The sequence below is a fragment of the Agromyces sp. SYSU T00194 genome (assembly GCF_040496035.1).
Taxonomy (GTDB): Bacteria; Actinomycetota; Actinomycetes; order Actinomycetales; family Microbacteriaceae; genus Agromyces; species Agromyces chitinivorans.
In genome coordinates this window covers 963,806-982,441 of sequence record NZ_JBEPJZ010000002.1, presented here as the reverse complement: position 1 = coordinate 982,441, position 18,636 = coordinate 963,806, and the positions used below count along the sequence as shown (strand labels likewise).

The following is an 18,636-nucleotide window of genomic DNA, read 5'->3' as shown; positions in this document are numbered from 1 at the left end:
GGGGTTGTGATCCCGGGGTGGGACCCGAGACCACACACCCCCAGGTGCGGGTGTGGCAAGAGTTTCGGCGGCCATAGCGCGAGGGAAACGCCCGGTCCCGTTCCGAACCCGGAAGCTAAGACTCGCAGCGCCGATGGTACTGCAGGGGCCACCCTGTGGGAGAGTAGGACACCGCCGGACATTCATTGAACGAAACCCCCCAGCAGCGATGCTGGGGGGTTTCGTGCATTCCGGGGGCGTCCTAGCATGGGCCGCATGGTGACGCGACGTACGTTCGTGATCCTCGGTGCCGACGGCGACCTCGCCGCGCGGCTGCTGCTGCCCGGACTCGGCGAGCTGCTCATGTTCGACCGCCGCAAGCACCTGCGCGTGGTCGGCGTCGGACGCAGCGCACTCGGCGACGACGAGTGGCGGGCGCGCCTGCGGCGGTCGATGCGGGCGGACGAGGACGATCCGCTCGTCGCCGAGCTCATGGCATCCGCTCGGTACCGCCAGGCGGACGCCACCAGCAGGGACGACCTGCAGGCGCTCTTCGACGACCTGCCCGGCCCCGTGGCCGTGTACTTCGCACTCCCGCCCGCGGTGGCCCATGCCGCGTGCGAGACCCTCGCCGACATGTCGGTGCCCGACGGCACCGTGCTCGCGCTCGAGAAGCCGTTCGGCACCGACCTCGAGAGCGCGCGCGAGTTCAACGGCCTCCTCGCACGACTCCCCGACGGTGTGCAGGTGGTGCGCGTCGACCACTTCCTCGGAAAGACCACCGTGCTGTCCGTGACCGGCCTCCGATTCGCGAACCACATGTTCGAGTCGGTGTGGCACCGCGACCACGTCGAGCGCGTCGAGGTCGTCTTCGACGAATCCCTCGGCCTGGAGGGCCGTGCCGGGTACTACGACCACGCCGGGGCGCTCCTCGACATGGTGCAGAGCCACCTCCTCCAGGTGCTCGCGCTCATCGCCATGGAGCCGCCGCCGTCGGTCGAGCCCGACGCGATGCACCGCGCCATGGCCGACGTCCTCGAGCAGACGCGCGTGTGGGGCAGCGACGCGACGACCGCGACCCGGCGCGCGCGCTACACCGCCGGCTCCATCGGCTCGCGGGTCATGCCCGACTACGCGGCCGAGGACGGCGTCGACCCGGCCAACGAGACGGAGACGCTGACCGAGGTGACGCTGCAGGTCAACTCCGAGCGCTGGCACGGCGTGCCGTTCGTGCTGCGGTCCGGGAAGGCCATCGGCCACGAGCGCGAGGAGATCGTCGTGACGTTCCGCGAGCCGACCGCGCTGCCCGTCGGCTTCGCCGGCGACGTGCGGCGGCGCCTCCGGATCGGCATGAAGCCGGAGCGCATCACGCTCGACGTCGCCGTGAACCGCGCCGACGACCTGCTGGGGCTCCGCACCGTCGAACTGTCGGCGACCACCACCGAGGGGCGGCTCGGTGCTTACGGCGAGGTGCTCGGCGGCATCCTCGACGGCGACGAGCTGCTCTCGGTCAGCGGTGACATGGCGGAGGCGTGCTGGCGCATCGTGACGCCGATCCGGGCCGCGTGGGCGGAGGACCGGGTGCCCCTCGAGGAGTACCCGGCGGGTTCGGGCGGGCCGTCGTCCTGGCCGACCACCCCGCACCGCTGACGATGGCCGACCGACTCGCGGGGGCGCTGAGCCCCTACCTGCGCGCCCATGCGGCCAACCCCGTCGACTGGTGGCCCTGGGGCGACGAGGCGTTCGCCGAGGCGCGTCGCCGCGACGTGCCGGTGCTCGTCTCGATCGGCTACGCCACCTGCCACTGGTGCCACGTCATGGCACGCGAGAGCTTCAGCGACCCGCTGATCGCCGCGCAGCTGCGCGACGGGTTCGTCGCGATCAAGGTCGACCGCGAGGAGCATCCCGACGTCGACGCCGGGTACCTCGCCGCCGCGAGCGCATTCACCCGCAACCTCGGCTGGCCGCTCACGGTGTTCACCACGCCGGAGGGGCGAGCGTTCTATGCCGGCACCTACTTCCCGCCGCGGCCCGCCGGCGGCGTGCCCGGATTCGGCGAGCTGCTCGACGCCGTCGCGCAGGCCTGGACGCAGCGCCGCGACGAGGTCGACGCCACTGCGTCCTCGCTCGCGGGTGCACTGGCCGAGGCATCCGCGCTGCGACCCGACAGTGCCGGCCCGCCCTCCCGCGCAGCGCTCGATGCAGCGGCCGACGCGCTGGTCGCGCTCGAGGACCGCGCATTCGGCGGCTACGGCGGCGCGCCGAAGTTCCCCGTCGCTCCCGTGCTCGGGTTCCTGCTCGCCCACGGCGGCGAAGCGGCCGCGTCGGCGGAGCGGAGCCTGCGCGCGATGGCCGCGTCGCCGCTGCGCGACCCGGTCGAGGGCGGGTTCTTCCGATACGGCACGCGCGCCGACTGGAGCGAGCCGCACTACGAGCGGATGCTGTACGACAACGCGCAGCTGCTCGAGACGACCGCTCGGATCGCCGCGCGGGGGGACGCGCCGTGGGCGGCGGCGACCGCGCACGGGATCGCCGCCTTCCTGCTCGACGTGCTGCGGCAGCCCGACGGCGGGTTCGCCAGCGCGCAGGACTCGGAGAGCGAGGTGGGCGGCGCGCGCACGGAGGGCGGCTACTACCGGCTCGACGCCGCCGAGCGCGCCGCCCAGCCGCGCCCCGCGCTCGACGAGAAGATCCTCACCGGCTGGAACGGGCTGGCGATCGGGGCGCTCGCGACGGCCGGTGCGCTGCTCGACGAACCCCGGTGGGTGGACGCCGCACGAGAGACCGCGGCCCTGCTCCTCGAGCGGCACCGCGACGAGGCCGGAGGGCTCGTGCGCATGTCGCTGCACGGGGAGCGGGCGGCGGCGCGCGCGACGCTCGAGGACCACGGGATGCTCGCCGGCGGGCTCCTCGCCGTCGCGCTGGCCGACGGGGCCCCGGAACTCGCGGTCGCGGCCCGCGACCTCGTCGATGCGACGATCCTCGCCGCATCGGAGGGCGGTGCGCCGTTCGCGGCACCCGGCGGCGCCGACCCGGTGCTCGCCGCCCGGGGGCTGGTGGTCGAGGCGGACCCGTCGGAGGGGGCGACGCCGTCGGGAGCGAGCGCGCTCGCGGAGGCATCCGTCACCCTCTTCGGGCTGACCGGCGATCGGCGCTACCTCGACGCCGCTCGGGCGGCCGTCGCCCGGGTGGCGGAGCCGATGGTGCGCCAGCCGCTCGCGTTCGGCAGGGCGCTGCGCGTCGCCGAGGCGCTCGAACGCGGCACGACCCAGCTCGTCACCGTGACGCCGGCGGGCGATGCCGACGACGCGCTCGTGCGTGCGACGCGACGGCACGGGGCGTCCGTCGCCGTGGTCGTCGCGGAGGAGCGGGTCGCCGACTGGGTCGATGCGGGGTTCGTGCTGTTCGAGGGGCGCGCGACGCGCGGCGGTGTGACGACGGCGTACCTGTGTCGCGAGTTCGCGTGCCGGCTGCCGGTCACCGATGCGGCATCCCTCGACGCAGCAGGGTGACGGCGGATGCGCCGACCGTCACCAGACGGTCGGGACCCGGCCGATCATGCTCCACACCGCGACGCTCAGGTCGGGGTGCTCCACCGCGATGTCGCGCAGGACGTCGAACTCGAAGCGCTCGCGGTCGCCGTCGCGCGCCGTCGGGTGGTACGCACGGGCGCGCGCCGTGCTCCACCGGTCGGAGTGGATGCGCTCCTCGCGGAGCGTCGCCACCACCTGCTCGTCGACCGTCGGCAGGTCGGGCAGGAACGCCCACGGGTCCTCGCCGAGCCGGCATCGCAGGTCGATGAGGGCCGCGAGCTCGTCGCGCGCGTCCTGGCGCAGCCGCTCGATGCCCGGCGCCTCCTGCGACATGGTGTCCCCCTCCGACTCGACATCGCAAGGCTAACCCGGGAGTGTGACATCCGCGTTTCACGGACCTTGCCGATCCGTGATCGAACCGCAACACGACGGGGCCTCGGCGATGACCGGCGGTGCGATGCGCGTGCGGCCACGACTGCGGTTGAATGAGACACGTGGTGACTGCGACGGAGAGGCGGCTCGCGGCCGCGCTGGCGACCGACCTGGCCGCCGCGCGCTACACCGTGGCCGGGCTCGACGCGCTCTGGGGAGCGGAGGCCGAGGCCGCGCTGCACCGCGGCGACGCCGTGCCCGCCGCGCGAGCGTTGGAGCGCGCCGGCGACGCGCCCTCGGCCACGCTGGGGCTCCTCCTCCTGCTCGGCCGCACCGTCCTGCGCGACGACCTCGCGCGGGCGCTGCCGACCGCGGGCGTCGAGGGCGCCGCCGAACTCGGCCTCGTCGACGTCGACGGTGCGCACGTGCGCACCCGCGTCGACCTGCGCCCCTACGCGTTCCAGGACCGCGCGGGCGAGGCGGAGTGGTGGATCGCGTCCGACCCCGGCGAGCTGCAGACCGGCGCCCCGCTCGCCGAGGACCACGTGCTCGGCGTCGGCGGTGCGTCGAGCACGCTCGCGTCGCTGCAGTGGCAGGCTCCGGTCGCGTCTGCGCTCGACCTCGGCACCGGATGCGGCATCCAGGCGCTGCACGCCGCCCGGCACGCCGACCGCGTCGTCGCCACCGACATCAGCGCCCGCGCGCTGCGCTACGCGGCGCTGAACGCGGCCCTCAACGGCGTCGACCGCATCGAGTTCCGCCTCGGCAGCCTGTTCGCGCCGGTCGCGGGGGAGCGGTTCGATCGCATCGTGTCGAACCCGCCGTTCGTGATCACGCCCCGCCGGGCCGACGTGCCCGCCTACGAGTACCGCGACGGTGGCATGGTCGGCGATGCGCTCGTCGCCGAGGTGCTGGCCGGCCTCGACGCGCACCTCGCACCGGGCGGGAGCGCGCAGCTGCTCGCCGACTGGGAGTACCGGGGCGCCGCGGACGGGCTCGAGCGCGCCGCGGGCTGGTTCGCACCGGGCCTGGAGTACTGGCTGGTCGAGCGAGACCGGGTCGACCCGGTCGAGTACGCCGAGACCTGGGTGCGCGACGGGGGCACCCGGCCCGGTGCGCCCGGGTACGACGCGCTCATCCGCGCCTGGCTCGACGACTTCGAGGAACGCGGCGTCGATGCCGTGGGGTTCGGGTACGTGCTCGCACGGCGTCCCGCGGACGGCCGTGCCCGGCTCCGGCGCCAGGAGCGTCAGCACGGGCCGCTCGGGACGGGGGCGCCCGGCCCGCACCTGGAGGCGTGCGTCGCCGCGTTCGACCGCATGGCCGACGACGTCGCCGCCGCGCGTCCGGTCGTCGCCGGCGACGTCACCGAGCAGCGTCACCACTGGCCCGGGTCGGACGACCCGACGGCGATCACGCTGCGGCAGGGCGGCGGCTTCGCGCGCACGGTCGACGCGGGCACGGCGCTGGCCGCGCTCGTCGGCGCGAGCGACGGCAGCCTCACCGTCGCGGCGATCGCGAGCGCGCTCGCGGGACTGCTCGACGCCGACGAACCGGCCCTCGCCGAGGAGCTCGAGGCCGACGTGCTCGAGCTCGCGCTGTGCGGCATGCTCGGGCCGGCGCTGGCGGCGGCGGACGCGCCGGGCGGGACCGACTGATGCGACGGCGCACGTTCCTGGTCGGCTCCGCGGCGGGCCTCGCGGCGGTGCTCGCCGGGTGCGTGCCCGAGCCGCCCGCGCCGACCGCGTCGCCGACGCCGAGCCCGACCCCGACGCCCACCCCGACCGGCACCCCCGTGGCCCACGCGGTGCCCGCGCCGGCGGCGATGCGGCGGTCGGCGTGGGGCACCGACCCGTTCGCGCGCGGGGCATTCAGCTTCCAGGCCGTCGGATCGACCCCCCAGCACCGCGTCGACCTGGCCGTCCCCCTCGACGACCGGGTCTTCCTCGCCGGCGAGGCGACGTCGACCGCGTACCCCGGCACCGTCCGCGGCGCCGCCGAGCAGGGCGCGCGCGCCGCGGTGCAGGTCGCCGAGGTCGCCGAGCCCGGCGAACGCATCGCCGTCGTCGGCGCGGGCCTCGCGGGCATCACCGCTGCCCGCGCGCTCGCCGACGCGGGCTACCGCGTGGTCGTGCTGGAGGGCCGGGACCGCATCGGCGGGAGGATCCGGAGCATCGAGGACGACGCCTGGCCCGTGCCGGTCGAGCTGGGCGCGGCGTTCGTGCCCGCCGACGCCGTCGGGCTGCAGGCACGTCTCGCCGGCGCCGGCACGTCGACCGCGCCGTTCGACCTCACCCCGACCGTGCACGCGCCCGACGGGACGGCCGTCGACCCCTCCGACGCCGGCGCGCAGGCGGTCGCCGCGGCCCGCGAGTGGGCGCGCGCCCAGCCGCACGACATCACGCTGGCGAACGCGCTGCTGCGCTCCGGCGCGTCCGAGCGGCTCTCCGACGAGCCGGGCGACGACGGCATCGCACCGGCCGACTGGCTCGCGTACCAGCTCGACACGGTGCTGGGCGTGCGCACCGGCGCGGACGCCCGGCGGATCTCCGCCTGGTACGGCGGACTCGAGCCCGACGAGGCGGTCGTGCAGGATCGCGTCCAGACGCCGTACGTGCAGTTCCTGCGCGACGAGGCGGCCGACCTCGACGTGCTGCTCGGCGGCGCCGTGCTGAGCATCGACTACTCGGGCGACGCCGTGTCGCTGCGGCTCGAGACCGGGGAGTCGTTCGCGGCCCACCGCGCGATCGTCACGGTGCCGCTCGGGGTGCTGCGATCGCACACGATCGCGTTCACGCCGTCGTTGCCGCTGCGGCACGCGCGGGCCATCTCGGCGCTCGGCACGGGTCGGCTCGACCAGGTCTGGCTCCGTTTCGACGAGCCGTTCCTGCCGCCGGGGCCGCCGGCGCGCACGGTGGTCGGCGCACCCGACGACCCGTTCGCGGGCTGGCTCGACCTGAGTCCGACCCCTGACGAGCCGGTGCTCGTGGGCCTGCTCGCCGCCGAGCGTGCGGACGCGCTCGCGGAGGCATCCGACGACGAGGTCGTCGCGCTCGCGCGCACCAGCCTCGAGCCCTTCGCGAGCACCGGTCTCGAGCCCTCCGCGGGCTGAACCGCTCGGTGCGGGCTCAGCGAGCGGATGCCTCGAGCACGCGTGCGTCCGCCGCGGCATCCGGCTCCGGGTCCAGCGTGCCGGCGCCCTCGCGGCGCACGATGCGGGTCGCCGCGACGAGGAGCACCGCCACGACCAGGATGACGGCGAGCACGATCGCGCAGTAGAACGCGATGCCGGGCGCGCCGCCGACCTGCAGCGGGTCGAGGAAGAAGTACGGATACCAGCCGACCGACGGCCCGCGGACGAGCGTGAACACGAGCCACAGGGCGGGGAAGAGGGGCGCCCACCACAGCATCCGCCACGTCACCGGCACGTGCCGCACGCCGAGCACCGTCTCGAGCAGCCAGTCGACCACGAGCACGACCGGCACCACGAAGTGCAGCACCTGGTCGGACGGCGGCACGTCGATGCGGTAGCCGGTCGCGCGGGCCTGGTAGACGATCAGGCCGAACACGATGCCGGAGATGACCACGTAGGTGGTGACCAGGCAGCGGACGCCCGTGAACCAGTGCGGCTCGCGCCGCCCGAGCACCGCCACCACGCCGCTCGCGCCGATCACCAGCACGGTGAGGAATGCGCTCTGCACGGTGAAGTAGCTGAAGAAGTTCACCGCGGCGAAGCTGCGGAAGCCGAGGACGTACCGGAAGTTCTCGATCAGCGCGAGCACCTCGACCACGGCGACGGCCAGGCGCGCGAGCCCCAGCGTGCGCAGTGCACGACGGCGGCGTCGGTCGGGCGGGGCCTCGCGCTCGCGCATGCCGTCAACGCTACGCCGGGTACGCCGTCGCGAGTGCCGGCCCGGGGCGGGTCGCGGGCAGCAGGGTGTCAGACGGTGCCGGCGGGCGGCCAGGCGCCGATGATCAGCGCCATCACGACGAAGGTGACGAGCTCGTGCGCGATGTTCAGCGTCGTCAGGCCCGCGGGGCGGCGCTCGAACGCATCGTGCGTGACGAAGCGCGCGGCGGTGAACCCGGCCCAGAGGATGAGCGCGGTGACCAGCGCGTTGCCGAGGAAGCTGCCGCCGTAGAAGTGCCAGGCGATCGCGGTCGCGCCCGCGAGCACCCACGCCGACACGAAGCTCACCAGCACGGTGGCGATGATCGCGCCGACGGCGCTGCGGCCGTCGGGCTGCACGTTCGCCTTCCGCATCCAGTAGTTCCCGAACACCTTCGGCGTGTACCAGACCGAACCCACGATCATCGTGGAGAGCGTGGCGACCAGCACCGCCCAGTAGTTGATCTCGGGGACCATGTCGTTCCTTCCTCGGCGGGGCTCGGAATGTGCTCGGAGTCTACTCGGGCGGGCGCGGTAGGGTCGGGATTCGATTCCCGTTCCCTCGACCCCGGAGGCGTTGCCCGCGATGCCCGACAGCCCGCTCCAGGCGACGCCGTACGAGATCCTCGGCGTGGCCGCGGACGCGTCCACCGGCGAGCTCCGCGCGGCGTACCGCCGGAAGCTCCGCGAGACGCATCCCGACACGGGCGGCGACCCCGACCGGTTCCACGCCGTGCAGGCCGCGTGGGAGCGCGTCGGCACCGCGGAGGCACGAGCGGCGTACGACCGGGGCGGCCGGCCGCGCACGTCGGCCGGCGATGCGGAGGCCGGCTCGTGGTCGATGCCGCGCACGCAGGGCGAGCGGCGCGACACGCGCCCCACCACGCGCAGCCACGGACACCCGGGCGGGGTCTCGCGCGTGCGCTACCTCGAGCTCGTCCGCGAGTGGGCGGGCCGTGGCGTCGACCTGCCCGACCCGTTCGACGCCGAGCTCGTGCGCCGCGCGCCGCGCGAGATCCGGCACGTGCTGGCCGACGCGCTCGCCGAAGAGGCCACCGCGCGCACGGTGTCGACGCTCGGCATCGCCTACACGGCCTGGCACGACGTGGCGACGGATGCCGCGGGGCCGGGGTTGCCCGCCAAGCTCGACCACATCGTGCTCGGGCCCACCGGGCTGTTCGCCATCGCGTCCGAGGACTGGGGCGGGCCGGTGCGCATCCGCCGCGGCGAGCTCATCGGCGAGGCGCTGGGCGGCGAGAAGCCGATGCGTGCGCTCGCGCAGCGCGCCAAGGCCGTCGGCCGCGCGGCCCACGTGAAGTTCACGTGCCTGCTCGTCGTGGTGCCCGACGGCGACTCCGAGGAGGACCTGCAGGTGCTCGGGTCGATCCGCGGCGCGGTGACCGCGATCGTGCAGCGCTCCCGGCTGCCCGGCGTGCTGCGCACCGGCCTGCCCGGCTCCGCGCTGATCGGCGGCGGCGAGGTCATGGAGGTGCGCACCCGGCTGCAGCAGTCGGTGCGCTTCGCCTGATCGCCCGCCGACGCCGACGGCCCGGACCGCCGCACCGGGATGGTTGGATGGGGGCATGCCCCACTCCCATGACGTCGACGCGATCGTCGACGACTTCTCCCGGTTCGTCCAGGCCGCCCCGAGTTCGTACCACGCCGCCGTCGAGGTGGCCGAGCGCGCCGTCGAGGCGGGCTTCACCTGGCTCGACGAGGGCGACGAGTGGCCCGGGGGCGCGGGGCGCTTCGTGGTCGTGCGCGACGGCGCGGTCATCGCGTGGGTGCAGCCCGAGGCATCCGACGCCCTGCCCGTGCGGGTGCTGGGGGCGCACACCGACTCGCCCGGGTTCAAGCTGAAGCCGGTGCCCGACGTGCGCGGCAACGGGTGGAAGCAGGCGGCCGTCGAGGTGTACGGCGGCCCGCTGCTGAACTCGTGGCTCGACCGCGAGCTCGAGCTCGCCGGCCGCGTCGCCACGCGGGATGGCCTCGTGCGCCTCGTGCGCACCGGGCCGATGCTGCGCATCCCGCAGCTGGCGATCCACCTCGACCGGGGCGTCAACAACGACGGGCTGACGCTCGACAAGCAGCGGCACACGCAGCCGGTCTGGGGGGTCGAGGCGTCGACGGGCGACCTCGGCGAGCTGCTCGCGGCGCGAGCCGGCCTGGAGCCCGGCGAGATCGCCGGCCACGACATCATGACCGTCGACACGCAGCCGCCCGCACGGTTCGGCGAGGGCGCCGCGTTCCTCGCGAGTCCGCGCATGGACAACCTCACGTCGGTGCACGCGGGCCTGCGGGCCCTGCTCGATGCTCCCGACGACGCCGGGCATATCAGCATGCTCGCCGCCTTCGACCACGAGGAGCTCGGGTCGAACTCGCGCTCGGGGGCCAGCGGGCCGTTCCTCGAGGACGTGCTCGTGCGCATCGGCGAGGCGAACGGCGCGACGGATGCCTCGCGCCGGCGCGCGCTCGCCGCGTCGTGGTGCCTCTCGGCCGACGCGGGGCACGCCGTGCACCCGAACTACGCGGAGCGACACGACCCCACGCATCGCCCGGCGCCGGGCGGCGGCCCGCTGCTGAAGCTCAACGCGAACCAGCGCTACGCCAGCGACGCGGTCGGCGCCGCCATGTGGACGCGCGCGTGCGACGCGGCAGGCGTCTCCACGCAGCCGTTCGTGTCGAACAACACGATCCCGTGCGGGTCGACGATCGGACCGCTGACCGCGACCCGGCTCGGCATGCGCACCGTCGACGTCGGGGTGCCGCTGCTGTCGATGCACTCCGCGCGCGAGCTCGTGCACGTCGACGACCTCGTCGGGCTGGGCGCCGCCATCGGCGCGTTCTTCGCGCTCGAGGGCTGACCGGTGCCGTCGTGCCGGGCGCGACGCCTCACATCGAGATGCGGAACCCCGGCTCGCCGGTCGGTGCGACCTCGGCCGTCTCCAGCGCGGTGACGGTCGCCGACGGCGGCCCGCCGCGCATCCAGTCGACGAGTGCCGCGACGGCCTGCGGGTCGCCCTCGGCCTCGGCCTCGACCCGGCCGTCGGTGCGGTTGCGCACCCACCCGGCGAGGCCCAGGCGCTCCGCCTCGGCGCGCGTCCACCAGCGGTAGCCGACCCCCTGGACCATGCCCGTGACGGTGATGCGCAGCCTCGTCATGCCCCCAGTGTGGCCCAGAACCTGTCTGGAAATCGACGGTCGGCGACGCATCTTCGCGCGACGCGGGCGGGGGTCCCGGGCGATGATGCCCGAATGAGCGCAGAGACCCCCGTCGCATCCGTCGCCCCCGCTTCCGGCGTGTTCGCGCACGCCGCCACCCCCGAGGAGGCGGTCGCCCACCACCGGGCGCGCCTCGCCTTCGAGACCGACGCCTCCGACGTGGCCGAGGCACTGGCCACGGGCGATCCCGGCTTCGTGGTGGTCGACGTGCGCAGCGAGGCCGGCTGGGCTCAGGGGCACGTCGAGGGCGCCCTGCACCTGCCGCACGCCCGCATCGCCGCCGAGGCGCACGAGCTCGTCGCGCCCGGCACCCCGGTGGTCGTCTACTGCTGGAGCCCCGGCTGCAACGGCGGCGCGAAGGGCGCGCTCGCGTTCGCGTCCCTCGGGCACCCCGTCAAGGAGATGCTCGGCGGGTTCGAGTACTGGACGCGCGAAGGCTACCCGATCGCGGGGGAGTCGGGCTCGGGCAGCCGGGCCGTCGACCCGCTGACCGGCGTGTCGGATGCCGCGGCCGGGCCGCTCGGCGCGCCCGTCGCCTGCGGCTGCTGACCCCGTCGACGCCGCGCGCCGCCGCTAGGCGACCGGCGACGGGTCGAGGCGCGCGAGCGGCGCCCCGGGGGCGGACGCCCACTCGTTGAGCGAGCCGTCGTACACGGCCACGTCGTCGGCGCCGTTCGCGACGAGTGCGAAGGCGAGCCCCGCCGCGGCCACGCCGGCGTGGCAGTAGACGATGACGCGGCCTTCCGACCCCGCCCGCTGCGCGAGCGCGTCGGACCCGGCGAACCGGCGGCTCGCACGGTCGACCACGCTGCCGAACGGCAGGTTCGCGCTGCCCGGGATGTGGCCGACGGCCCCGCCGTCGCCCGCGAAGTCGCGGGGCGACAGCGCGCACACGAGCGCCGCGTCGACCGCGCCCGCGACGACGGCCTCGACCTCGTCGCGGTCGGCCCACGCCCCGGGGCGCTCCACGAGCGTGAGCGGCCGTTCGGTGGGCGCTCCCTCGTGCCCGGTCGCCAACGGCCGCTCCTCCGCGCGCCAGGCGGTGAGCCCGCCGTCGAGCACGGCCACGCGCTCGACGCCGGCCGCGCGCAGCACCCACCAGAGCCGTGCCGCCCACTGGCCGAGCGCCGCGTCGTAGACGACGACGGTCGCTCCGTCGTGGATGCCCAGCTCCTGCGCCGCGTCGGCCAGCGCCGCCAGGTCGGGGCGCGGGAAGCCGTGCCGACCGGCCGGGTCGGAGAAGACCTCCAGCAGGTCGCCGTGCACGGCGCCCGGCACGTGCCCGTCGACGAGGTAGGCGTCGAGCCCGCTGAGGGGTCGGGGGCCCTGCGGCGTCGAGGCGTGCACGACGGTGGCGTCGACGACGACCAGGTCGTCGGCGCCGAGTCGATCGGCGAGCCACTGCGTGCTGACGAGGGGGGCGTCGAGGGTGAGCGTCATGCCGTCACGCTATGCCGCCCCCGCGCACGGCACGAGCGACGCCGACACGCGGGGTCACACAGCGCGTCACCGCAGCCGTCGCGGCCGGAGCCACGGCACGCGGTCGACGATGGGCCGCAGCGCGCCGCGGATGACCCCGATCAGGCCGAACGGCACGAAGAAGACGAACAGCAGCAGCACGACGCCGTACGTGAAGCCCGCGGCCGCCGGGTCGATCTCGCCCGCGATCGCCGGCACCGCCTGCACGAACGCCGCGCCGAGCACCGCGCCGGGAACGGTCGCGATGCCGCCCACCACGATCATGGTCACGAACGAGATCGACAGCGTGAGGCCGAAGTTCTCCGGGCCGATGAACTCCAGCAGCATCGCGTACAGCCCGCCGCCGACGCCCGCGTACGCGGCCGACGTGGCGAACAGGCGCACCTTGGTGCGCTGCACGGGCACCCCGAGGGTCTCGGCGACCAGTTCCGCGTCGCGGATCGCCACGAACGAGCGGCCGATGCGCCCACGGGCCAGCCGTGCCGTCACGATCCAGGCCAGCACGAACACCGCCAGCGCGAGCAGGTACACCCACTGGTCCTGGTCGAGCGGCACCCCGACGGGCGCGTCGCCGTCGATGGAGATGCCGCGGCTGCCGCGCGTGATGTCGTCGAGCTGGCGGATCGCCGGCGGCGTCACGAGCGCGAGGGCGAGCGTCACGAGGCCGAGCTGGAGGCCCTGCAGGCGCAGCGCCGGGATGCCGAAGAGCCAGCCGATCGCGAACGCGACGGCGCCTGCGAGCGGCAAGGTCGCGACCGCCGGCACGCCCGCGGCGCCCACCACCGCGGTCGTGTACGCCCCGACCGCGAAGAACGCGGCGTGGCCCAGGGAGACCTGGCCGCCCATGCCGACCAGGAGGTTCAGCCCCATCGCGACGATCGCGAAGATGAGCACGAGCGCCACGTGCAGGTTCACCCAGCTCGGGTTGACGAAGGGCACGATCGCCAGCGCGACGATCCCGGCGACGCCGAGGGCGATGCCGACGGGCCTCGAGAGGGTCAGCGGCGGGCGCGGGGTGCGCAGCCACTCCACCGGCGTGGTGCGCGGGGCGCGCGGGGGAGCGGCCGGCGCAGCGGCATCCGCCCGCTCGGTCTGCTCGTCGAGCTGCGTCGTCATACGCGTACCACCTTCCGGGAACCGAACAGCCCGGCCGGCCGCAGCAGCAGCACGACGAGGATGATCGCGAGGGCGAGGCCCTGCTTGAACTCGCTGCCGATCCACGGCACGTAGGTGCCCGCGATGTTCTCGGCGAGGCCGACGATGATGCCGCCGACGATCGCGCCGAGCGGCGAGTCGAGCCCGCCGAGGGTCGCGGCCGCGAAGGCGTAGATGAGCACCGGCGCCATCATGCCCGGCTGCAGGAAGAGCTCCGGGGCGATGAGCGTGCCCGCGATCGCGCCGATGCCCCCGGCCAGGCCCCAGCCGACCGACAGCATGCGCCCGGTGCGCACGCCTGACAGCCGGGCCGACTCGGGGTCGGCCACCGTGGCGCGCATGAACAGGCCCGTGCGGGTGAACCGGAAGAACGCGGCCAGCGCGACGGCGCCGCCGAGCACGGTCGCGATGATCACGAGGTCCTGCCGGGAGAGCGCCGCGCCGGCGACCTCGACGGCGCCCTGCCCGAGCACGGGCGGCACCTCGCGGGTCTGGTGCCCCCAGACCCAGGCGATGACCGCGTTCAGGGCGATCATGAGGCCGAGCGTCGTGATGATCATCGGCAGGTGCTGGTTGCGCTTCGCGAGCGGGCGGATCAGCACCCGCTCGATGCCCATGCCGAGCGCCGCGCAGGCGATGACCGACACGGCGAGCGCGGCGAGCAGCGGCAGTCCGAACGCGGTGAACTGCCACGACAGGTACGCACCGAGCAGTGCCATCTCGCCCTGGGCGAAGTTGATCGTGTGCGAGGCGCGGTAGACGAGTACGAGGGCGAGGGCGAGCGCGCCGTAGATCGCGCCTGCCGCGACGCCGTCGACGAGTTGCTGGAGCAGGAGGTCCACGGGTCACACCCCCAGGTACGCGCGACGGATGTCGTCGCTGGATCGGAACTCGTCGGCGGTGCCGCGCTGCACGATGCGCCCGTGCTCGAGGAGGAGGGCGCGCTCGCCGATGCGGAGTGCGAGCTCGGCGTTCTGCTCGACGATGAGCATGGCGGCGCCCGACTCGCGGTGCAGCTCGGCGAGCGTGCCGAACAACTCGGTCGTGATGGCGGGCGCGAGGCCGAGCGACGGCTCGTCGAGCAGCACGAGTCGCGGGCGCGACATGAAGCCCCGTGCGATCGCGAGCATCTGCTGCTCGCCGCCGCTCAGGCCCGCGGCGTGGCGGTGCCGGCGCTCGCCGAGGCGCGGGAACCGCGCGTACCAGCGGTCGAGGTCGGTGCGCGCCTCGCGCCGGGGACGCGTGGCCGCGCCGACGAGCAGGTTCTCCTCGACCGTGAGGTCGCCGAACGTGCCGCGCCCCTGCGGGACGTGCGCCATGCCGAGCTCCGCGAGCCGGTGCGTGCCGGTGCCGATGACCGACACGTCGTCGACGGTCAGCTCGCCGCGAGCGGGGATGAGCCCCGAGAGCGCCCGCAGCAACGTGGTCTTGCCCGCGCCGTTGGAGCCGAGCACGACCAGGATCTCGCCGGGCTCGATGCGGAGGGAGACGTCGTGCAGCACCGTGATCTGGCCGTACCCCGCGGTGAGTCCGCGGGCGTCGAGGAGGCTCATGCGGCCGTCCCCAGGTACGCCTCGATGACGCGCGGGTCGTTGGCAACCTCGCGCGGCCTGCCCTGGGTGAGCAGTCGCCCGAAGTCGAGCACGACCACCCGGTCGCAGATCGACCGCACGAGGCCCATGTGGTGCTCGACCACGAGCACCGCCATGTCGCGTTCGCCGGCGAGCCGTCGGATCGTTTCGGCGAGCTCCATCACCTCGGAATGCACGAGGCCGTTCGCGGGCTCGTCGACGAGCAGCAGCCGCGGCTCGCCGACCAGGGCGCGGGCGAGCTCGACGCGCTTCTGGGTGCCGAACGGCAGGGTGCCGACGGGTTCGAGGGCCACGTCGAGCAGGTCGAGAGAGTGCAGCAGCTGCATCGCGTCGCGCGTGGCCCGCTCCTCGTCGCGCGCGACCTGCGGGAGCGACAGCGCGGTGGCCCAGAAGCCGCCGCGCGTGGTGCGGTAGGTGCCGGCGAGCACGTTGTGCAGCACGGGCAGTCGCGGGATCAGTCCGAGGTTCTGGAACGTGCGACCGACGCCGAGCCGCGCGATGCGGTGGCGCGGCATGCCGACGAGCTCCTCGCCGGCGAAGCGGATGCTGCCCGAGTCGGGCCGGTACAGGCCGCTGATGCAGTTGAAGAGGCTCGTCTTGCCCGCGCCGTTCGGGCCGATCAACCCGACGATCTCGCCGGGCGCGACCGTGAGGCCGGGGCCGTCGAGCGCACGGACGCCGCCGAAGGAGAGGTGGATGTCGTCCACCTCGAGCAGCGGACGGATGACGAGGGGGGAGTCGGGGCCAGTGTCGAGTCGGATGATGCGCATGGTGCTCCTCGGGTGCGGTCGGGGGGGGGGGGCCCCCCCCCCCCCCCCGACCGGGATGGTCACTGCTTGGTGAAGACCTCGTCCTGCAGCTCCCAGTTCGCGCCGTTGAAGATCTGCACCTTCAGCTCGGAGAACACGTACGGGTACTCCGGCGACGTCGAGATCGTGACGTCGTTCGGCAGCAGGTCGATCGTCTCGCCGTCGAACGAGGACGCCGACTCGATCAGCGCGTCGCGCGTGCAGCCGTCCATGTTCGCGAGCGCCAGCTCGAGCAGCTGCGCCGTGGAGTAGCCCGCGGCGGCCGGCACCGAGCGCGGGTCGTACTCGTCGGCGTGCGCCTCGGCGAATGCGGCGTACGCGTCCCAGCCGGGGTCGCCGGCGAGCGACGCGTCGGTGATGTCCTTCGCGTAGGCGATCGACACGACGCCGTCGGAGGCGCCCTCGCCCGCGGGGAGCAGGAAGAACGTCGCGTCCGCGGCCGGCGCGTTGATGACCGTGGTCGCATCCCAGCCGAGTTCGGCCTTCTTCTTCAGCGACTGCGTCGCGAAGGTGCCGACCGCCCAGTCGAGGAACCAGTCGGCCCCCGAGTCGGCGAGGTTGGTCACCTGGCTGTCGACGGTGCCCGACGCCACCTCGTACGACTCCTCGGCGACGATCTCCACGCCGGTGCCCGCGAAGCGCGCCTCGAAGTTGGACCGGATCGACTCGCCGAACTCGTCGTTCTGGTACAGGATCGCCACCGTGGCATCCGGGTCGGTCGCCAGGATGTAGTCGGAGAGCGTCTGCACCTCGAAGTCGTACTGCGGCATGAAGCCCGTCGTGTAGGGCGACTCCGCGCTGAGCGCGAGGATCGCGTCGCTGCCGGTGCCCGCGTAGAGGTAGGGCACGCCCTCCTCGGTCACGTACTCCGAGGTCGCGATCGCGGCACCCGTGCCGAGCACGCCGGCGAGTGCGAAGACCTCGTCCTGCTCGACGAGCTGGCGCACGTTGACGGCGGTCTTGGCGGGGTCGTAGCCGTCGTCCATCACGGTGACGACCACGTCGCGGGTGACGCCGTCGGCGAACTCGAGGCCGCCCGCCTCGTTGACGTCGTCGAAGTAGGCCTGGACGGCGGTGCCGATCGGACCGTAGGCGGCGGCGGGCCCGGACATCGGCACGCTGACGCCGATGCGGACCTCGGTCTCGGTGAAGCCGGGGTCGCAGGCCGCCGCGTCCGGGGCGTCGCCCCCGGAGGACTCGCGCCCGGCGCAGCCGGACAGGACGAGGGCGGTGACGGCGAGACCGGCCCCGATGCCCAACAGGGCGGGGCGGCGCAGTGCGGAACGGGTGGCGGCCATGTGATTCCTCCTTGAATGTGGACCGTGGTGCGGGGTCGAGTATGACATTCCGAACCTCGGATGTCACGACTTTTGTGAATGACGGTTCACGTACGAACGTACGGATATCCCCCGAAAACGCGCGCGTCTGAGGCATCAAGTGATCGGGCGATCACTCGCCTGCGCGGGCACGGTGGAGGCCGCGGGCGGCGAGCGCCATGCGCGCCGTAGGCTGGACGCATGCCCGCGCGCCGCGACACCGACCGCACGGGCTGACGCATGCCCCCGGTCGTCGCCTTCCTCGCCGGGCTCGTCGCCCTGGTCGTCGGCGCGGAGTTCCTCGTGCGCGGAGGCTCGCGGCTCGCCGAGCGGCTCGGCGTCTCGCCGATGGTCGTCGGCGTCACCGTCGTCGCGTTCGGCACGAGCGTGCCCGAGCTCGCGATCGGCATCGACGCCGCCCTGCAGGGCAGCGGTGCGCTCGTGGTCGGCAATATCGCCGGCACGAACATCCTGAACATCCTGCTGATCCTCGGACTCGTCGCCCTCGTGCGGCCGGTCCGGGTGACGGATGCCACGCTCCGCGTCGACCTGCCCACGATGGTGGCCGTGAGCGTGCTGGCCCTCCTGCTCGCGCTCGACGGGGCCTACGGGCGCATCGACGGCGGCGTCCTGCTGCTCGCCGGCGTCGCCTACGCAGCCGTGATCGTGCGCGGGGCGCGCCGCCAGGCGGCATCCGCCCGGCGCGCCCGCGAGCAGGCCGCGTACACCCGCACCGAGACCGGGAGCATCATCTACGTGCACCCGCCGCGCCCGTCCCGGTGGGCGACGGTGCGCGACGCCGCGTACGTGGTCGGCGGGCTCGTCGTGATCCTCGTCGGCGCCGACTGGCTCGTCGCCGGCGCCGTCGACATCGCGACCGCCCTCGGCGTCTCGGAGGCGGTCATCGGCCTCACGATCGTCGCGCTCGGCACGTCGGCGCCCGAGCTCGCGACCGCGATCATCGCGCTCATCCGCGGCGCGCGCGACCTCGCGATCGGCAACCTGCTCGGCAGCAGCATCTACAACCTGGCGCTGGTGCTGGGCCTCACCGTGGTGGTCTCACCGGCGCCGATCGGCATCGACCCGGACATCATCCGGGTCGACCTGCCGGTGATGGTGGCGACCGCGGTCGCGTGCATCCCCGTGTTCGTCAGCGGCAGCCGCATCCGCCGCCTGGAGGGTGCGGCGTTCGTCGCCGCCTACCTCGTCTACCTGGCCTACCTGCTCATCGCGCGCACCTGACGGGCGGGCGGATGCCCCGGGGCATCCGCCCGGGCGAACCCGCTCGGG

General features: G+C 74.3%; 18 protein-coding genes and 1 rRNA gene. 9 read left to right on the top strand and 10 right to left on the bottom strand.

Annotated features, from left to right (window positions below; genetic code table 11):
* Window positions 1-63: 63 nt before the first annotated feature.
* From rrf to ABZK10_RS17345, 3 genes are all read left to right on the top strand, one after another.
* Window positions 64-180 (top strand): 5S ribosomal RNA (gene rrf, locus ABZK10_RS17355).
* A gap of 75 nt (window positions 181-255) precedes the next feature.
* Window positions 256-1,629, top strand: coding sequence for a glucose-6-phosphate dehydrogenase (locus ABZK10_RS17350; RefSeq protein WP_353810537.1), 1,374 nt, complete (start codon window positions 256-258; stop codon window positions 1,627-1,629).
* A gap of 2 nt (window positions 1,630-1,631) precedes the next feature.
* Complete coding sequence (locus tag ABZK10_RS17345; RefSeq protein WP_353810536.1) at window positions 1,632-3,491, top strand: thioredoxin domain-containing protein; 1,860 nt, start codon at window positions 1,632-1,634, stop codon at window positions 3,489-3,491.
* An 18-nt stretch (window positions 3,492-3,509) separates the two neighbouring features.
* On the opposite strand, the gene ABZK10_RS17340 is transcribed toward ABZK10_RS17345, so the two are convergent.
* Window positions 3,510-3,845: a hypothetical protein gene (locus ABZK10_RS17340; protein ID WP_353810535.1), complete on the bottom strand. Its 336-nt coding sequence runs from the start codon at window positions 3,843-3,845 to the stop codon at window positions 3,510-3,512.
* A gap of 161 nt (window positions 3,846-4,006) precedes the next feature.
* Here ABZK10_RS17340 and ABZK10_RS17335 point away from each other — a divergent pair, with 161 nt between their 5' ends.
* Both ABZK10_RS17335 and ABZK10_RS17330 read left to right on the top strand, forming a co-directional pair.
* Entirely contained in the window at window positions 4,007-5,542 is a 1,536-nt protein-coding gene (locus ABZK10_RS17335) for a DUF7059 domain-containing protein (RefSeq protein ID WP_353810533.1), read from the top strand.
* Complete coding sequence (locus ABZK10_RS17330; protein WP_353810532.1) at window positions 5,542-6,996, top strand: flavin monoamine oxidase family protein; 1,455 nt, start codon at window positions 5,542-5,544, stop codon at window positions 6,994-6,996. The genes ABZK10_RS17335 and ABZK10_RS17330 overlap by 1 nt, the downstream gene beginning before the upstream one ends.
* 16 nt (window positions 6,997-7,012) lie before the next feature.
* Here the strand turns inward: ABZK10_RS17330 and ABZK10_RS17325 are convergent, their stop codons facing one another.
* Together ABZK10_RS17325 and ABZK10_RS17320 are read right to left on the bottom strand one after the other, a co-directional pair.
* Window positions 7,013-7,756 (bottom strand): Pr6Pr family membrane protein, encoded by a 744-nt coding sequence (locus ABZK10_RS17325; protein WP_353810531.1) that lies wholly within the window; start codon window positions 7,754-7,756, stop codon window positions 7,013-7,015.
* 68 nt (window positions 7,757-7,824) lie between these two features.
* Window positions 7,825-8,250, bottom strand: coding sequence for a DUF1761 domain-containing protein (locus tag ABZK10_RS17320; RefSeq protein WP_353810530.1), 426 nt, complete (start codon window positions 8,248-8,250; stop codon window positions 7,825-7,827).
* A 109-nt stretch (window positions 8,251-8,359) separates the two neighbouring features.
* On the opposite strand from ABZK10_RS17320, the gene ABZK10_RS17315 reads away from it, so the two are divergent.
* Together ABZK10_RS17315 and ABZK10_RS17310 are read left to right on the top strand one after the other, a co-directional pair.
* Window positions 8,360-9,301: a J domain-containing protein gene (locus ABZK10_RS17315; protein WP_353810529.1), complete on the top strand. Its 942-nt coding sequence runs from the start codon at window positions 8,360-8,362 to the stop codon at window positions 9,299-9,301.
* 55 nt (window positions 9,302-9,356) lie between these two features.
* Complete coding sequence (locus ABZK10_RS17310) at window positions 9,357-10,637, top strand: M18 family aminopeptidase (RefSeq protein WP_353810528.1); 1,281 nt, start codon at window positions 9,357-9,359, stop codon at window positions 10,635-10,637.
* Window positions 10,638-10,665: 28 nt separating this feature from the next.
* Here the strand turns inward: ABZK10_RS17310 and ABZK10_RS17305 are convergent, their stop codons facing one another.
* Complete coding sequence (locus ABZK10_RS17305) at window positions 10,666-10,935, bottom strand: acylphosphatase (RefSeq protein ID WP_353810527.1); 270 nt, start codon at window positions 10,933-10,935, stop codon at window positions 10,666-10,668.
* A 93-nt stretch (window positions 10,936-11,028) separates the two neighbouring features.
* Here ABZK10_RS17305 and ABZK10_RS17300 point away from each other — a divergent pair, with 93 nt between their 5' ends.
* Entirely contained in the window at window positions 11,029-11,544 is a 516-nt protein-coding gene (locus ABZK10_RS17300; protein ID WP_353810526.1) for a rhodanese-like domain-containing protein, read from the top strand.
* Window positions 11,545-11,568: 24 nt separating this feature from the next.
* Here the strand turns inward: ABZK10_RS17300 and ABZK10_RS17295 are convergent, their stop codons facing one another.
* From ABZK10_RS17295 to ABZK10_RS17270, 6 genes are all read right to left on the bottom strand, one after another.
* Window positions 11,569-12,435 (bottom strand): sulfurtransferase, encoded by an 867-nt coding sequence (locus ABZK10_RS17295; RefSeq protein WP_353810525.1) that lies wholly within the window; start codon window positions 12,433-12,435, stop codon window positions 11,569-11,571.
* A gap of 66 nt (window positions 12,436-12,501) precedes the next feature.
* Window positions 12,502-13,590 carry a branched-chain amino acid ABC transporter permease gene (locus ABZK10_RS17290; RefSeq protein ID WP_353810524.1) on the bottom strand — a complete coding sequence of 363 codons (1,089 nt, stop codon included), beginning with the start codon at window positions 13,588-13,590 and terminating at the stop codon, window positions 12,502-12,504.
* Complete coding sequence (locus tag ABZK10_RS17285) at window positions 13,587-14,471, bottom strand: branched-chain amino acid ABC transporter permease (RefSeq protein WP_353810523.1); 885 nt, start codon at window positions 14,469-14,471, stop codon at window positions 13,587-13,589. The genes ABZK10_RS17290 and ABZK10_RS17285 overlap by 4 nt, the downstream gene beginning before the upstream one ends.
* A gap of 3 nt (window positions 14,472-14,474) precedes the next feature.
* The gene (locus ABZK10_RS17280) at window positions 14,475-15,182 is read right to left on the bottom strand and encodes an ABC transporter ATP-binding protein (protein WP_353810522.1); all 708 of its coding nucleotides are present in this window, start codon (window positions 15,180-15,182) and stop codon (window positions 14,475-14,477) included.
* Window positions 15,179-15,991, bottom strand: a complete 813-nt coding sequence (locus ABZK10_RS17275) for an ABC transporter ATP-binding protein (protein WP_353810521.1) — start codon at window positions 15,989-15,991, stop codon at window positions 15,179-15,181. Before ABZK10_RS17275 ends, ABZK10_RS17280 begins: the two co-directional genes overlap by 4 nt.
* A 59-nt stretch (window positions 15,992-16,050) precedes the next feature.
* Window positions 16,051-17,328, bottom strand: a complete 1,278-nt coding sequence (locus ABZK10_RS17270) for an ABC transporter substrate-binding protein (RefSeq protein ID WP_353810520.1) — start codon at window positions 17,326-17,328, stop codon at window positions 16,051-16,053.
* 258 nt (window positions 17,329-17,586) lie between these two features.
* Between ABZK10_RS17270 and ABZK10_RS17265 the strand changes: the two genes are divergently transcribed.
* Window positions 17,587-18,588: a calcium/sodium antiporter gene (locus ABZK10_RS17265; RefSeq protein WP_353810519.1), complete on the top strand. Its 1,002-nt coding sequence runs from the start codon at window positions 17,587-17,589 to the stop codon at window positions 18,586-18,588.
* Window positions 18,589-18,636: the final 48 nt, after the last annotated feature.

Excerpts from the sequence above, each read along its gene's own strand:
- ABZK10_RS17350 (WP_353810537.1), top strand. The coding sequence starts at position 256 with ATGGTGACGCGACGTACGTTCGTGATCCTCGGTGCCGACGGCGACCTC.
- ABZK10_RS17345 (WP_353810536.1), top strand. The coding sequence starts at position 1,632 with ATGGCCGACCGACTCGCGGGGGCGCTGAGCCCCTACCTGCGCGCCCAT.
- ABZK10_RS17340 (WP_353810535.1), bottom strand. The coding sequence starts at position 3,845 with ATGTCGCAGGAGGCGCCGGGCATCGAGCGGCTGCGCCAGGACGCGCGC.
- ABZK10_RS17330 (WP_353810532.1), top strand. The coding sequence starts at position 5,542 with ATGCGACGGCGCACGTTCCTGGTCGGCTCCGCGGCGGGCCTCGCGGCG.
- ABZK10_RS17325 (WP_353810531.1), bottom strand. The coding sequence starts at position 7,756 with ATGCGCGAGCGCGAGGCCCCGCCCGACCGACGCCGCCGTCGTGCACTG.
- ABZK10_RS17320 (WP_353810530.1), bottom strand. The coding sequence starts at position 8,250 with ATGGTCCCCGAGATCAACTACTGGGCGGTGCTGGTCGCCACGCTCTCC.
- ABZK10_RS17315 (WP_353810529.1), top strand. The coding sequence starts at position 8,360 with ATGCCCGACAGCCCGCTCCAGGCGACGCCGTACGAGATCCTCGGCGTG.
- ABZK10_RS17310 (WP_353810528.1), top strand. The coding sequence starts at position 9,357 with ATGCCCCACTCCCATGACGTCGACGCGATCGTCGACGACTTCTCCCGG.
- ABZK10_RS17305 (WP_353810527.1), bottom strand. The coding sequence starts at position 10,935 with ATGACGAGGCTGCGCATCACCGTCACGGGCATGGTCCAGGGGGTCGGC.
- ABZK10_RS17300 (WP_353810526.1), top strand. The coding sequence starts at position 11,029 with ATGAGCGCAGAGACCCCCGTCGCATCCGTCGCCCCCGCTTCCGGCGTG.
- ABZK10_RS17295 (WP_353810525.1), bottom strand. The coding sequence starts at position 12,435 with ATGACGCTCACCCTCGACGCCCCCCTCGTCAGCACGCAGTGGCTCGCC.
- ABZK10_RS17290 (WP_353810524.1), bottom strand. The coding sequence starts at position 13,590 with ATGACGACGCAGCTCGACGAGCAGACCGAGCGGGCGGATGCCGCTGCG.
- ABZK10_RS17280 (WP_353810522.1), bottom strand. The coding sequence starts at position 15,182 with ATGAGCCTCCTCGACGCCCGCGGACTCACCGCGGGGTACGGCCAGATC.
- ABZK10_RS17275 (WP_353810521.1), bottom strand. The coding sequence starts at position 15,991 with ATGCGCATCATCCGACTCGACACTGGCCCCGACTCCCCCCTCGTCATC.
- ABZK10_RS17270 (WP_353810520.1), bottom strand. The coding sequence starts at position 17,328 with ATGGCCGCCACCCGTTCCGCACTGCGCCGCCCCGCCCTGTTGGGCATC.
- ABZK10_RS17265 (WP_353810519.1), top strand. The coding sequence starts at position 17,587 with ATGCCCCCGGTCGTCGCCTTCCTCGCCGGGCTCGTCGCCCTGGTCGTC.